This window comes from Winslowiella iniecta (genome assembly GCF_001267535.1).
Classification (GTDB): Bacteria; Pseudomonadota; Gammaproteobacteria; order Enterobacterales; family Enterobacteriaceae; genus Erwinia; species Erwinia iniecta.
In genome coordinates this window covers 43,016-57,342 of the sequence record NZ_JRXE01000001.1, presented here as the reverse complement: position 1 = coordinate 57,342, position 14,327 = coordinate 43,016, and the positions used below count along the sequence as shown (strand labels likewise).

10 protein-coding genes are annotated in these 14,327 nt (G+C 52.4%); 6 read left to right on the top strand and 4 right to left on the bottom strand.

Annotated elements, in window-relative coordinates; all coding sequences use genetic code 11:
* The first annotated feature begins 52 nt into the window (after window positions 1-52).
* The 4 genes from lolA to NG42_RS00205 all read left to right on the top strand — a co-directional run bounded on the left by lolA (window position 53) and on the right by NG42_RS00205 (window position 4,986).
* Window positions 53-664 (top strand): outer membrane lipoprotein periplasmic chaperone LolA, encoded by a 612-nt coding sequence (lolA, locus tag NG42_RS00220; protein ID WP_052896542.1) that lies wholly within the window; start codon window positions 53-55, stop codon window positions 662-664.
* Window positions 665-671: 7 nt separating this feature from the next.
* Window positions 672-2,015 (top strand): replication-associated recombination protein A, encoded by a 1,344-nt coding sequence (locus NG42_RS00215; protein ID WP_052896541.1) that lies wholly within the window; start codon window positions 672-674, stop codon window positions 2,013-2,015.
* Between the two features lie 218 nt (window positions 2,016-2,233).
* Complete coding sequence (serS, locus tag NG42_RS00210) at window positions 2,234-3,526, top strand: serine--tRNA ligase (RefSeq protein WP_052896540.1); 1,293 nt, start codon at window positions 2,234-2,236, stop codon at window positions 3,524-3,526.
* A 311-nt stretch (window positions 3,527-3,837) separates the two neighbouring features.
* Entirely contained in the window at window positions 3,838-4,986 is a 1,149-nt protein-coding gene (locus NG42_RS00205) for an MFS transporter (RefSeq protein ID WP_052896539.1), read from the top strand.
* A 72-nt stretch (window positions 4,987-5,058) separates the two neighbouring features.
* On the opposite strand, the gene pflA is transcribed toward NG42_RS00205, so the two are convergent.
* The 4 genes from pflA to ycaO all read right to left on the bottom strand — a co-directional run bounded on the left by pflA (window position 5,059) and on the right by ycaO (window position 11,343).
* On the bottom strand, window positions 5,059-5,799 hold the full coding sequence (gene pflA / locus NG42_RS00200) for a pyruvate formate lyase 1-activating protein (RefSeq protein ID WP_052896538.1): 741 nt from the start codon (window positions 5,797-5,799) through the stop codon (window positions 5,059-5,061).
* Between the two features lie 173 nt (window positions 5,800-5,972).
* On the bottom strand, window positions 5,973-8,255 hold the full coding sequence (pflB, locus tag NG42_RS00195; protein ID WP_052896537.1) for a formate C-acetyltransferase: 2,283 nt from the start codon (window positions 8,253-8,255) through the stop codon (window positions 5,973-5,975).
* Between the two features lie 86 nt (window positions 8,256-8,341).
* Window positions 8,342-9,205 carry a formate transporter FocA gene (focA, locus tag NG42_RS00190; RefSeq protein WP_052896536.1) on the bottom strand — a complete coding sequence of 288 codons (864 nt, stop codon included), beginning with the start codon at window positions 9,203-9,205 and terminating at the stop codon, window positions 8,342-8,344.
* A gap of 380 nt (window positions 9,206-9,585) precedes the next feature.
* Window positions 9,586-11,343: a 30S ribosomal protein S12 methylthiotransferase accessory factor YcaO gene (ycaO, locus tag NG42_RS00185; RefSeq protein ID WP_052896920.1), complete on the bottom strand. Its 1,758-nt coding sequence runs from the start codon at window positions 11,341-11,343 to the stop codon at window positions 9,586-9,588.
* A gap of 332 nt (window positions 11,344-11,675) precedes the next feature.
* Between ycaO and serC the strand changes: the two genes are divergently transcribed.
* Window positions 11,676-12,761 carry a 3-phosphoserine/phosphohydroxythreonine transaminase gene (gene serC, locus NG42_RS00180; RefSeq protein ID WP_052896535.1) on the top strand — a complete coding sequence of 362 codons (1,086 nt, stop codon included), beginning with the start codon at window positions 11,676-11,678 and terminating at the stop codon, window positions 12,759-12,761.
* A 102-nt stretch (window positions 12,762-12,863) separates the two neighbouring features.
* Window positions 12,864-14,147 carry a 3-phosphoshikimate 1-carboxyvinyltransferase gene (aroA, locus tag NG42_RS00175; protein ID WP_052896917.1) on the top strand — a complete coding sequence of 428 codons (1,284 nt, stop codon included), beginning with the start codon at window positions 12,864-12,866 and terminating at the stop codon, window positions 14,145-14,147.
* Window positions 14,148-14,327: the final 180 nt, after the last annotated feature.

Genomic DNA, 14,327 nt, shown 5'->3' with positions numbered 1-14,327 from the left:
TATCGCTACCCGTGCCAATGATTTCTACGGCTCGTAATGACGGGATTTATATATGAAAAAATTATTACTCTCTTGCTGCCTGTTGACCGCGCTGACTTCGGCAAATGCACTGGCTGATGCTGCCGGTGATTTGCAGCAGCGTCTGGATAGAGTGAAAAGCTTCCACGCCAGCTTTACGCAAAAAGTCACCGATGCCAGCGGTTCTTCCGTACAGGATGGTGAAGGTGAACTGTGGGTACAGCGCCCGAATCTGTTTAACTGGCATATGACTGCACCGGATGAAAGCGTGCTGATCTCTGACGGTAAAACCCTGTGGTTCTACAATCCGTTTGTCGAGCAGGTCAGCGCCAGCTGGCTGAAAGATGCCACCAGCAACACACCATTTATGCTGATTGCGCGTAACCAGTCCAGCGACTGGAAGCAGTACAATATCAAAAAGCAGGGCGACAATTTTGAACTGACGCCGAAAAGTGCTGCCGGTAATCTGAAGCAGTTCACCATCAATGTTTCCTCTAATGGCACCATTAATCAGTTCAGTGCCATTGAACAGGACGATCAGCGCAGTGCTTATACGCTGAAAACCCAGCAGAACGGGTCAGTAAGTGCGGATAAGTTTAGGTTTACTCCGCCAAAAGGCGTGACGGTGGACGATCAGCGTCAGTGAGGTTTAAGTGAGTAATCTGTCTCTGGATTTTTCCCATAACGAGTTTCAGCCGTTAGCCGCGCGTATGCGGCCCAACACGCTGGCGCAGTATATCGGCCAACAGCATTTGCTGGCAGCGGGAAAACCGTTGCCGCGTGCGATTGAGGCTGGTCATCTGCACTCGATGATTTTGTGGGGACCGCCAGGGACCGGTAAAACCACGCTGGCGGAAATCATTGGTCATTACGGTAATGCGGATGTTGAACGCATTTCTGCCGTGACCTCCGGGGTGAAAGAGATCCGAGAGGCGATTGAGCGGGCGCGGCAAAACCGCAACGCCGGTCGGCGTACCATTCTGTTTGTCGACGAGGTGCACCGCTTCAATAAAAGCCAGCAGGATGCCTTTCTGCCGCATATCGAGGATGGCACCATTACCTTTATTGGTGCCACCACCGAAAACCCTTCGTTTGAACTGAACTCGGCGCTGCTGTCGCGTGCGCGCGTCTATCTGCTGAAATCACTGACCACTGCCGATATTGAACAGGTGCTGGAACAGGCGATGAGCGACAGTGACCGGGGTTATGGTAGTCAGAACATCGTGTTGCCCGATAACACCCGCGCGATGATTGCCGAGCTGGTCAATGGCGATGCGCGACGTGCGCTGAATACGCTGGAAATGATGGCCGATATGGCCGAAACCAATGCGCAGGGCAAGCGTGAACTGACGTCGCAACTGCTGAATGAGGTTTCCGGTGAACGCAGCGCCCGCTTCGATAATAAAGGCGACCGCTTTTACGATTTAATCTCGGCGCTGCATAAGTCGGTGCGCGGCTCGGCACCGGATGCGGCGCTCTACTGGTATGCTCGCATTATCACCGCTGGCGGCGATCCGCTGTATGTTGCCCGGCGTCTGCTGGCGATTGCGTCGGAAGATGTCGGCAATGCCGATCCGCGCGGCATGCAGGTGGCGATTTCTGCCTGGGATTGCTTTACCCGCGTGGGTCCGGCAGAGGGTGAACGTGCGATTGCGCAGGCGATTGTCTACCTTGCCTGCGCGCCGAAGAGCAATGCGGTGTATACCGCATTTAAAGCCGCGATGCGCGATGCGCGCGAAAATCCCGATTACGATGTGCCGGAACATCTGCGTAACGCGCCGACCAAACTGATGAAAGAGATGGGGCTGGGTGCCGAATATCGTTACGCACACGATGAACCCAATGCCTATGCCGCAGGTGAAAACTACTTCCCGCAACAGATGGCACAAACGCGCTATTATCAGCCGACTTCCCGAGGTCTTGAGGGCAAAATTGGCGAAAAGCTCGCCTGGCTGACCGGTCAGGATCAAAATAGCCCGACAAAACGCTACCGCTAATTCAGACGTTGCGGTAAGGTTAGCAATGAATTCAACGCATTTGCCGGATGTGCGGATGTGTCCCTCGAATATATTACCCAAAGTTATTGGCGTTGCTGCCAGGCGGCGATTCAACCAATCACGATAAGCTGACTGCGGTCAGTGGTTTGGATCGGTGAAGGCGGCTGAAACTGCAACAACCCTGGGTCTTACTTAACCACAATAATCACAGGATTAGCATGCTCGATCCCAATCTACTGCGTAACGAGCCAGACGCAGTCGCTGAAAAACTGGCACGCCGAGGATTTAAACTGGATGTTGACACGCTGCGCTCCTTAGAAGAGCGTCGTAAAGTGTTGCAGGTCGAAACTGAAAATCTGCAGGCAGAGCGTAACTCCCGATCCAAATCCATCGGTCAGGCCAAAGCGCGTGGGGAAGATATCGAGTCGTTGCGTCAGGAAGTGAATACACTGGGCGAACGTCTCGACGCCGCCAAGTCTGAGCTGGATGCACTGCAGAATGAAATTCGCGACTTCGCGCTGACCATGCCAAACCTGCCGTCTGATGAAGTTCCGCTGGGTAAAGATGACAGCGAGAATCAGGAAATCAGCCGCTGGGGCGAGCCACGTAAAATCGATTTCACCGTGCGTGACCACGTTGAGCTGGGCGAAATGGCACAGGGGCTGGATTTTGCTTCTGCGGTCAAACTGACCGGTTCCCGCTTTGTGGTGATGAAAGGTCAGATTGCGCGTCTGCATCGTGCGCTGAGCCAGTTTATGATCGATCTGCATACTGAGCAGCACGGTTATCTGGAAACTTATGTGCCTTATCTGGTTAACCACGCCTCGCTGTACGGTACCGGTCAGCTGCCGAAGTTTGGTGAAGACCTGTTCCATACCCGTCCGCTGGAAGAAGAGTCAGAGAGCAGCAACTACGCGCTGATTCCAACCTCAGAAGTGCCGCTGACCAACCTGGTGCGTGACGAGATTGTGGAAGAAGAGTCTCTGCCGCTGAGAATGACGGCGCACACGCCATGCTTCCGCTCTGAAGCCGGTTCTTACGGTCGTGACACCCGTGGTCTGATCCGTATGCACCAGTTTGATAAAGTTGAGATGGTGCAGATCGTTCGCCCGGAAGACTCCATGCAGGCGCTGGAAGAACTGACCGGTCACGCCGAGAAAGTGTTGCAGCTGCTGAATCTGCCCTACCGTAAAGTGCTGCTGTGTACCGGCGATATGGGCTTTGGTGCGACTAAAACCTACGATCTTGAAGTCTGGCTGCCAGCGCAGGATACCTATCGTGAAATCTCTTCATGTTCCAACATGGGTGATTTCCAGGCGCGTCGCATGCAGGCACGTTGCCGCAGCAAAACCGAGAAGAAACCGCGTCTGGTGCATACCCTGAACGGTTCCGGTCTGGCTGTCGGTCGCGCACTGGTTGCGGTACTGGAGAACTATCAGCAAGCTGATGGTCGTATTCAGGTGCCGGAAGTGCTGCGTCCTTATATGAAAGGTCTGGAGTTTATCGGCTAATCCCGATAAGCGTTCCATCAAAAAATAGCCTGGCAACGATAAGTTGTCGGGCTTTTTTTATAACTATGAATAAATTTTATCAGCAATAAAAATCATAGATCTCAGCTGGCGATTTTTTAGCGAAAATTAGATAAATCATAGGGATAATTCACTTTATGCTGGCTGCCACAATTGCCCTTAAGCCGTTGTAGATAAAAAAATTAAATCGGTCTCAGGCAAATCGTGCGGTGGTCGATTTTTGCGCGTTGACATTAGCATTAGTAATGGCAATATGCGCGCAAAATCTTCCTGCTATTTTGGCCGTTTCATCTATGTCCACCTGGTCTCGCCCTGTCATCTTGCTGCTCTGCGGCTTATTACTGTTGACGGTCTCTATTGCCGTGCTCAACACCTTAGTTCCACTTTGGTTGACGCACGATCGGTTGCCTACCTGGCAGGTCGGGCTGGTAAGCTCATCCTTTTTCACCGGTAACCTGGTGGGAACGCTGGTGGCGGGCTGGCTGATTAAACGTCTCGGTTTTAACTACAGTTACTATCTGGCGACCGCGGTATTTGCACTGGCGACCGTCTGGTTAGGAATGAGCAGTGGGTTTATGGCGTGGAGCCTCGGCCGTTTTGCTGCCGGTATGGGTTGCGCGCTGATCTGGGTGGTGGTTGAGAGTGCACTGATGTGTAGCGGCACGGTACGCAACCGTGGGCAGCTGCTGGCAGCGTATATGATGGTTTACTACCTGGGCACGGTCGTCGGCCAGCTGCTGGTGAGTAAAGTCTCGACAGAGCTGATGAGCGTGCTGCCGTGGGTCACCGGCGTGATGATTGCCGCGATTCTGCCGCTGGTGTTTACCAAAGTGAATAGCGGTGGTGAGGAAGAAGAGGCGCCAGGTCGCATGTGGTCGATGCTACGCCGTCGTAGCGCACGTCTGGGTATCAACGGCTGTATTATCTCCGGCGTGGTGCTGGGTTCACTGTACGGCCTGATGCCGCTGTGGTTATCGCATCAGGGAATGAGCGATGCATCAGTGGGCTACTGGATGGCGTTGCTGGTCAGTGCCGGTATTATTGGACAGTGGCCGGTAGGGCGTCTGGCAGACCGCTTTGGCCGCTTGCTGGTGCTGCGTGTGCAGGTGTTTGTGATGATCGTCGGAGCGATTGCGATGCTCAGTGATGCGGCCATGGGGCCAGCGCTGTTTGTTCTCGGCTGCGCCGGCTTTACGCTCTATCCGGTGGCGATGTCGTGGGCCTGCGAGAAAGTCTCACGTCATGAATTAGTGGCGATGAATCAGGCGCTATTGTTGAGTTACACTATTGGCAGCCTGGCAGGGCCAACCATGACCTCAATGCTGATGCAGCATTATTCCGACAATCTGCTGTTTGTAATGATTGCGACGGTAGCGCTGGTGTACCTGGTGATGCTGCTGCGTAAAGCGGATCAGCACGCTACGCCAATTGCCCATGCCTGACTGCGTAGCGGGCGGCGTTTTCGCCGCCCGTATCAATGATTTGTATCGTTCATCCTCTTCGCGCCGACGTTATCAGTACATCACCTTGTGACCATAGCCCTCAAGAATATGCTTTACGCGGTCCATGGTGTCGGCTTTCGGCGGCTTAACGCCGTCCAGTTTGTACTCTTCGCCCATCGCAATCCATTTATGTTTCCCCAGCTCATGGTAGGGCAGCAGTTCGATTTTTTCGACGTTACCCATATCGCGGGTAAATTCTCCCAGCTTATGCGCTGAATCATCATCATCCGAATAGCCCGGCACCACCACATAACGAATCCAGGTGCGGATGCCGCGCTTGGCTATATAACGGGCAAAGTCCAGCGTGCGGTGGTTAGAGACGCCGACCAGGTTCTGATGAATATCATCATTCATCTGCTTCAGATCCAGCATTACCAGGTCAGTCACATCCAGCAGTTCATCAATCACCGGATCATAGCGGCGCACAAAGCCGTTGGTATCCAGACAGGTATGAATACCTTCTGCATGGCAGGCGCGGAACCAGTCGCGCACAAACTCCGCCTGTAAAATCGCTTCGCCACCCGAAGCCGTCACGCCACCGCCGGAGGCATTCATAAAGTGACGATAGGAGACCACATCCTTCATCAGCTCTTCCACGGTGATCTCTTTACCGCCATGGGTGTCCCAGGTGTCACGGTTATGACAGTAGAGACAGCGCATCAGGCAACCCTGAAAGAAGGTGATAAAGCGGATGCCGGGACCGTCTACAGTTCCGCAGGATTCGAACGAGTGAATACGACCGATAGTTGACATTGCGATGAGTTCTCCAGGGTGAACCTGCCAGTGACAGGTTACGCAGTCTTTACGTGCTGCGTTAGGTGAGTCTGTTTTGCCAGCGACCCGAAGATCAGATGGCGGGCAAAAGAGGCTTTTAGTAAAAAGGCTCCACGGGTGGAGCCTTTGATTAGCCCTGAGGCTAGGAAGCGTTACAGCGATTGAGTAAAGGTACGGGTGATCACGTCTTTCTGCTGCTCTTTGGTCAGCGAGTTGAAACGCACCGCATAACCCGAAACGCGAATGGTCAGCTGCGGATATTTTTCCGGATTGTCCATCGCATCCAGCAGCATCTCACGGTTCATCACGTTGACGTTAAGGTGCTGACCGCCTTCGATGCTGGATTCATGATGGAAATAGCCGTCCATCAAACCTGCAAGGTTGGTTTTGCGCACATCGTCATCTTTACCTAACGCGTTTGGCACGATAGAGAAGGTGTAAGAGATACCGTCTTTCGCGTAGGCAAACGGCAGTTTCGCCACGGAAGTCAGTGAGGCAACGGCACCTTTCTGGTCACGGCCATGCATTGGGTTAGCACCGGGGCCGAATGGTGCACCGGCGCGACGACCATCCGGCGTGTTACCAGTTTTCTTACCGTACACCACATTCGAGGTGATGGTCAGTACTGACTGGGTTGGCACCGCATTGCGATAGGTTTGCAGCTTCTGAATTTTCTTCATAAAACGTTCAACCAGGTCGCAGGCCAGTTCATCAACGCGTGAGTCGTTGTTACCGAACTGCGGATATTCACCTTCGATTTCAAAATCAACGGCCAGGCCATCTTCATCACGTACCGGTTTAACTTTGGCGTATTTAATTGCTGACAGTGAGTCCGCCGCCACCGACAGACCGGCGATACCGCAGGCCATGGTGCGATAAACATCGCGGTCATGCAGGGCCATTAATGATGCTTCGTAGCTGTACTTATCATGCATATAATGGATGACGTTCAGCGCAGTCACATACTGTTTCGCCAGCCAGTCCATAAAGTGATCCATCCGATCCATCACAATATCGAAGTCCAGCACGTCATCCATAATTGGCGCTTCTTTCGGGCCGACCTGCATTTTCATTTTTTCATCAATGCCGCCGTTGATGGCATACAGCATGGTTTTCGCCAGGTTAGCGCGGGCACCAAAGAACTGCATCTGTTTGCCGACAATCATTGGGCTGACGCAGCAGGCAATCGCATAGTCATCATTATCAAAATCCGGGCGCATCAGATCATCGTTTTCATACTGGACTGATGAGGTATCGATGGACACTTTCGCCGCGTATTTTTTGAAGTTCAGTGGCAATTTTTCCGACCACAGAATGGTCATATTTGGCTCAGGTGATGGCCCCATGGTGTACAGCGTATTGAGGAAGCGGAAACTGGTTTTACTGACCAGCGTGCGTCCATCAACACCCATACCTGCCAGTGACTCGGTTGCCCAGATTGGGTCACCAGAGAACAGCTCATCATACTCTGGCGTACGCAGGAAGCGCACCATACGCAGTTTCATCACCAGGTGATCGATGAGTTCCTGCGCTTCTTGTTCAGTGATCTTGCCGGCTTTCAGGTCGCGTTCAAGATAGATATCGAGGAAGGTCGAGACACGACCAAATGACATTGCCGCACCATTTTGCGATTTAACCGCCGCCAGGTAGCCAAAGTAGGTCCACTGTACCGCTTCCTGCGCATTAGTGGCCGGGCCGGAGATATCGCAGCCATATTTTGCCGCCATCTCTTTAATCTGCGCCAGTGCATGGTGCTGGTCAGCAATCTCTTCGCGCAGACGGATAGTGGCTTCCAGATTGACGCCATTTTCCATATCGCTTTGCAGTGAGGTGAACTGAGCGAACTTGTCTTTCATCAGGAAATCGATGCCGTACAGGGCAACGCGACGGTAGTCACCGATAATGCGTCCGCGGCCATAAGCATCTGGCAGGCCGGTCAGTACGCCAGATTTACGGCAGCGCAGGATATCCGGGGTATAGACGTCAAATACGCCCTGGTTATGGGTTTTACGATATTCGGTGAAAACTTTTTTCAGTGATGGATCCAGCTCACGGCCATACACTTTACAGGAGCCTTCCACCATCTTGATGCCACCAAACGGAATCAGGGCGCGTTTCAGCGGGGCTTCAGTTTGCAGACCGACGATTTTTTCCAGTTTCTTATTAATGAATCCGGCATCGTGGGAAGTGATGGTGGATGCCAGGTCGGTATCAAAATCAACCGGCGCATGGGTGCGGTTTTCAATTTTGATGCCTTCCAGCACGCTGTCCCACAGTGCGGTAGTCGCTTCGGTTGCACCGGACAGGAAAGACTCGTCGCCTTCATAAGGCGTGTAGTTTTTCTGAATAAAGTCGCGCACGTCGACGGCATTCTGCCATTCGCCAGCGGTGAACGTTTCCCAGGCGGTGGATAATTTTTGATTAAGCTCGGTCATGTGATACCTACCTTATTTTATGAAGTTCTTTCGTCGATCCAGTCGATTAATACGGCGGCCAGATCCAGTATGCTTAAGCCCGGCGGTTAGTGTTGGTGCTTATCGCCGCCGCGCAGATAGATGACCCAATAGGTGAGTCCGACCAGAATACCGCCGCCAATAATGTTGCCGAGGGTGACCGGAATCAGGTTGTCGACAATAAAGTTGCTGACGGTCAGGCTGGAGAACTGTTCGGCGCTGGCGCCTGCGGCTTGCCAGAACTCGGGTGATGCGAAATCGCGGATAACAATAGCCATCGGAATCATAAACATGTTGGCGATGCTGTGTTCGAAACCGCTGGCGACAAACATCGCGACCGGCAGAACCATCGCTAACATTTTGTCTGTCAGGGTGCGGCCGGAGTAACTCATCCATACCGCCATGCAAACCATCAGGTTCGCCAGAATGCCAAGGCAGACGGCCTCGACAAAGGTGTGATGCATTTTATGGTCAGCAGTTTGCAACACGTTAAGGCCCCATGCGCCATTAGCCACCATATGTTCACCGGAAAACCAGATAAGGCCGACAAAGAACAGCGCGCCAAACAGGTTGCCGATATAGACGTTAATCCAGTTGCGGGCCAGTTGCAGCCAGGTAATGCGACCGCTGGCTTTTGCCACCACAATCAGTACGGTAGACGTAAATAAGTCCGCGCCGCAGATCACTACCAGCATTAATCCCAGAGAGAAACAGATGCCGCCGACCAGTTTTGCCAGACCATAAGGTACCGCGCCGGTGCCGGTGGTCACGGTGATATAAAAGACAAAGGCAATTGAAATAAATACGCCAGCAGTGATAGCCAGGAAAAAAGTGGTAAGCGGTTGTTTAGTTGCTTTATAGACTCCCGCTTCTTCCGCGACTTTGGCCATGGCGGCAGGTAATAATAGGTCGAACGGATTGTCAGCTTTCACTAACGTTCTCCTGAAATTTGTCAGCAACGAGATACTAACAAAGGAGTATAGGGCAGAAATTGACATGGATCATATCAGATAAGATTATCGTCTTAAAAACCCTGCAAAAAGTGGTGTTAAATGGATTATCTTATTGATTTTTATTAAATAAATTTATTTGAAAATGTGCGATAAAAGTTGAATAGCACACGTTTTGCTAAAGCGCTGAGGCGGAAATTAACCGGGAAGTTATATATAAATTGATGCCAGCGCATTAATTTACGCCTAAAAGAGGTGTTATTCAGTTTATTTTTGATAGTGATTAAGAGGACGGAATGCGGCAGAAATAAAAAACGGGCTATTTCACACGATGGTCAAATCGCTGAAATAACCCATTAATATTATTTCCAGTACTGACGTTTAGCGCGCTGTAATTTCTCGTACGCCGCCAGTAAAGACTGATGCGCCGGGAAAGCGACTAAATCGCTGTCGACCGCTTGCAGGCCGTAGAACGGTGCCTCACCGCTCAGTGCTGCTGATGCCGCTTCAACCGCAGCGCTGCCGTACATACGGACGAAAGCGTTGTGATATTGCAGCGGATCGCGCTGATCTTCCTGTGATAACAACAGCAAGGTTTGCAGGCAGCGATAGTAGTTGGCGCGTTCCGGGGTAAAGATTGAGCTGTTGAACTCCATGGTCCACTCAGTCCAGATGAGCGCCTGATCAAGATCGCCACCCGCCAGTGCCAGCATTGCTTTCAGTTCGCCAATGCGCAGGGTATACCAGCCGTTATCTTTACCGGTAGCCATGCCCAGCAGCTCACGCACGCGGGTAAAGTCATCATGACCTTCTTCGTCCAGCTGGGCGATCAGGGCAAGATAATCCTCTTTCTCCCACTGGCTTGATGGCAGTGACAGCAGGGTTTCACGCAGACTGCTTCCCATATTGTTATTCGCCAGCAGCAGGTCTTCCGCCGGATAGATATCCGACATGCCCGGTACAATAATACGGCAGGCGTAGACGTCGAGATGCTGATAGTCGGCGATATACACGTCTTGATCTTCTGCTTTAAAGATCGCCATCAGGGTGGCGAACTCTTCTTCAGTGGAACCACTGAAGCTCCAGTCAGCGAACGGATAATCGGCATCATCTTTAAACATATCCCAGGAGATCAGGCCGCTGGAATCGATAAAGTGGGTTTCGAGGTTGGCGTGTTCGGCCACTTCTTCGTCATCGAAGGTGGGTGGGGTAAACACGTCGAGATCTTTCAGGCCACGGCCCTGCAACAGCTCGGTAACGGTACGCTCCAGTGCGACGCCAAAATCAGGGTGCGCGCCGAACGAGGCAAAACAGGTGCCATTTTCCGGGTTAAACAGCACCACGCAGATCACCGGATATTTACCGCCCAGTGAGGCATCGTAAGAGAGAATCGGGAAACCTTCCGCTTCCAGGCGAGCGATGGCTTCAACCACGCCAGGATAACGGTTCAGCACCTCGGCCGGAATTTCTGGCAGGCTGATGGATTCGGCAATAATACGGTTTTTAATGTAGCGCTCAAAGACTTCTGACAGGCCCTGGACGCGTGCTTCATTGGCCGTATTACCGGCAGACATGCCGTTCGACACATACAGGTTACCGATGATGTTCATCGGAATATACACGGTCTGGTTATCTGACTGACGGCTGAATGGCAGGGCGCAGATACCGCGATCGGCATTGCCGGATTGCAGATCGATCAGATCGCTGGCGCTCAGTTCGTTTTCCGGATCGTAGAATTTACGCAGGCGTGCATCGAGAATGCCTTCCGGTAAGCTCTCATCTTCGGTCAGCGGGAACCATTTCTCGTTAGGGTAGTGGACAAAATCCCCGTTGGCGATGGAGTCACCTAACCAGAAATCGGCGAAGAAATAGTTGGTAGAGAGACGTTCGAAATATTCTCCCAGCGCAGAAGCCAGCGCTGCCTTTTTACTCGCGCCTTTACCGTTGGTAAAACAGAGTGGGCAATCGCGATCGCGAATGTGTACTGACCAGACGTTAGGGACAGGATTCAGCCAGGAAGCTTCTTCAATATTGAAGCCCAGATCCTGCAATTTTTGCTGAAAACGTGCGATGGAGTCTTCCAGCGCGGCGTCTTTGCCAGGGATATAAGTTTGAGTCATGTTGCCCACTATTTTTGATTGTGCGTAAAGCGCGCAATGATACGGGTTTTGCGCTCTAATCGCCATCAGGGCGCAATAATTTCCTGCGGGAGGTCAATGCGCGGACAATTAGCGCTGAACAGGGGAATTTCAGTAAGCACGGCTACCTGGGCGGCGTTCCCATCCTCCGTTTCGAATAAAATAGCGTGGTTATTTGCAATAACCCTACAAGCTGTTGCGGCGCGCCCGGCAAAAACGTGATCCAGCCCGGATAAATGATTGCAGCATCAGGGGCGCAGTGATAAAACCGATAGCAGATTCATAACCGATAGATCTGACAGTGGTGAGGGGAAATGACTCAGGTTTTTAATTTTAGCTCCGGTCCGGCAATGCTGCCGGTAGAAGTGCTTCGTCGTGCAGAACAAGAATTGTGTAACTGGCAAGGTTTAGGCACCTCCGTGATGGAGATTAGCCATCGCAGTAAAGAGTTTATTCAGGTCGCAGAAGAAGCAGAACAGGATCTGCGCGATCTGATGAAAATCCCCTCCAACTATAAAGTTTTATTCTGCCACGGTGGCGCACGTGCACAATTTGCTGCCGTGCCGTTAAATCTGCTGGGGCCGGCGAAAACCGCCGATTATGTCGACGGTGGCTACTGGGCACAGAGCGCGATCAAAGAAGCGGTGAAATATTGCACACCTAATGTGATTGATGCCAAAACCACGCTGGACGGTTTAGCGGCTATCACCCCAATGAACAACTGGGCGCTGAGCGATGATGCGGCTTATGTGCACTATTGCCCGAATGAGACCATTGACGGGATCGCCATCAATGAGCAGCCGGACTTCGGCGACAAAGTGGTGGTGGCCGATTTCTCCTCGACGATTCTCTCTTCTCCCATCGATGTCAGCTGCTATGGCGTGATTTATGCCGGTGCGCAGAAGAATATCGGGCCGGCAGGGTTAACGCTGGTTATCGTGCGTGAAGATTTGCTGGGTCAGGCGCGCAAAGAACTGCCGTCGATTCTTGATTACAAAGTGCTGGCCGACAACGAGTCGATGTTTAACACACCGCCAACTTTTGCCTGGTATCTCTCTGGTCTGGTGTTTAAATGGCTGAAAGAGCAGGGTGGCGTCAGCGAAATCGATAAACGTAATCAGGCGAAAGCTGACCTGCTGTATGGCGTAATCGATAACAGTGATTTTTACCGCAATGGCGTGGCGCCGGCAAACCGTTCACGGATGAACGTGCCTTTCCAGCTGGCGGATGCTTCACTGGATAAACTGTTCCTGGAAGAGTCGTTCGCCGCCGGTCTGCACGCGCTGAAAGGTCATCGCGTGGTTGGCGGCATGCGTGCTTCCATCTACAATGCGATGCCGCTGGAAGGGGTGAAAACTCTGACCGACTTTATGGTGGACTTCGAACGCCGTCACGGTTAATGACCCGCGTCAGTTCGGGTCACTATTGATGACTTAAATACTGAAACCTCGCTTGTCGCGAGGTTTCATTGCAATTGTTTTTTGGAGAATAAGTTTCGCATGCTGGAATCCCTGACGTTACAACCCATCGCACGCGTCGACGGCACCGTTAATTTACCGGGCTCAAAAAGCGTTTCTAACCGCGCTCTGCTGCTGGCGGCGCTGGCAAAGGGCACCACGCGTTTGACCAATCTGCTGGACAGCGATGACGTCAAACATATGCTTAATGCATTAACCGCGCTGGGTGTGAATTATACGCTGTCTGCCGATCGTACCGTTTGTGACGTTGTCGGTTGTGCCGGACCGCTGCATGCGGATAACGCCCTTGAACTGTTCCTCGGTAATGCAGGCACGGCGATGCGTCCGTTAGCGGCGGCACTGTGCCTCGGCAGCAATGACATTGTGCTGACCGGCGAGCCGCGGATGAAAGAGCGCCCAATTGGTCATCTGATTGATGCGTTACGTCAGGGAGGGGCGCAGGTTGACTATCTGGAGCAGCAGGATTATCCACCAGTGCATATCAAAGGCGGTTTTGTCGGCGGTGAAGTGGCGGTTGATGGTAGCGTCTCCAGCCAGTTTCTGACGGCATTGCTGATGACCGCGCCGCTGGCACCGCAAGATACGCAGATTGTGATCAAAGGCGAGCTGGTTTCTAAGCCGTATATCGATATTACGCTGAACCTGATGAAGACCTTTGGCGTGGAAGTGGAAAACGATCATTACAAAACGTTCCATATCCGCGGCAAACAGCAGTACCAGGCACCAGGCGAGTATCTGGTTGAAGGCGATGCCTCTTCCGCCTCGTATTTCCTCGCGGCGGCAGCGGTAAAAGGCGGCACCGTGCGCGTTACCGGTATTGGTCGTAATAGTGTACAGGGTGATATTCGTTTTGCTGATGTGCTGGAAAAAATGGGCGCAACCGTGGAATGGGGCGATGATTATATCTCCTGTAGCCGTGGCGAGCTGAATGCCATCGATCTCGATATGAACCATATCCCGGACGCCGCCATGACTATCGCCACCGCCGCGCTGTTTGCCAAAGGCACCACGGTGATGCGTAATATCTACAACTGGCGAGTGAAAGAGACCGACCGTCTGGCGGCAATGGCGACTGAACTGCGTAAAGTGGGCGCGGAAGTGGAAGAAGGGCATGACTATATTCGCATCACGCCACCGGACACTATCCAGTATGCCGAAATCGGCACCTATAACGATCACCGTATGGCGATGTGTTTCTCGCTGGTGGCGCTCTCTTCGACCCCGGTCACCATTCTCGATCCCAAATGCACCGCGAAAACCTTCCCGGACTACTTTGAGCAACTGGCCCGCATTAGCCAGCTGGCCTAAACTGTTACGTCCGTCGCAATCGTTGGCGACGGACGGCTTTTTTCTCTTCATTTTGCCACTGTTGTCGCAGCACGTTGTTATCAGCCTGTTGATTATTTTGCCCGGGGCTATGCTTAAGGGTAACGATCACGACTATTGCAGCGTATAATGCGCGGCGATATTTGTCTGACGAGCAGGCAG

What these genes read in the sequence shown, in the direction of transcription:
- lolA (WP_052896542.1), top strand. Translation starts at nt 53, where the DNA reads ATGAAAAAATTATTACTCTCTTGCTGCCTGTTGACCGCGCTGACTTCG.
- serS (WP_052896540.1), top strand. Translation starts at nt 2,234, where the DNA reads ATGCTCGATCCCAATCTACTGCGTAACGAGCCAGACGCAGTCGCTGAA.
- NG42_RS00205 (WP_052896539.1), top strand. Translation starts at nt 3,838, where the DNA reads ATGTCCACCTGGTCTCGCCCTGTCATCTTGCTGCTCTGCGGCTTATTA.
- pflA (WP_052896538.1), bottom strand. Translation starts at nt 5,799, where the DNA reads ATGTCAACTATCGGTCGTATTCACTCGTTCGAATCCTGCGGAACTGTA.
- pflB (WP_052896537.1), bottom strand. Translation starts at nt 8,255, where the DNA reads ATGACCGAGCTTAATCAAAAATTATCCACCGCCTGGGAAACGTTCACC.
- ycaO (WP_052896920.1), bottom strand. Translation starts at nt 11,343, where the DNA reads ATGACTCAAACTTATATCCCTGGCAAAGACGCCGCGCTGGAAGACTCC.
- serC (WP_052896535.1), top strand. Translation starts at nt 11,676, where the DNA reads ATGACTCAGGTTTTTAATTTTAGCTCCGGTCCGGCAATGCTGCCGGTA.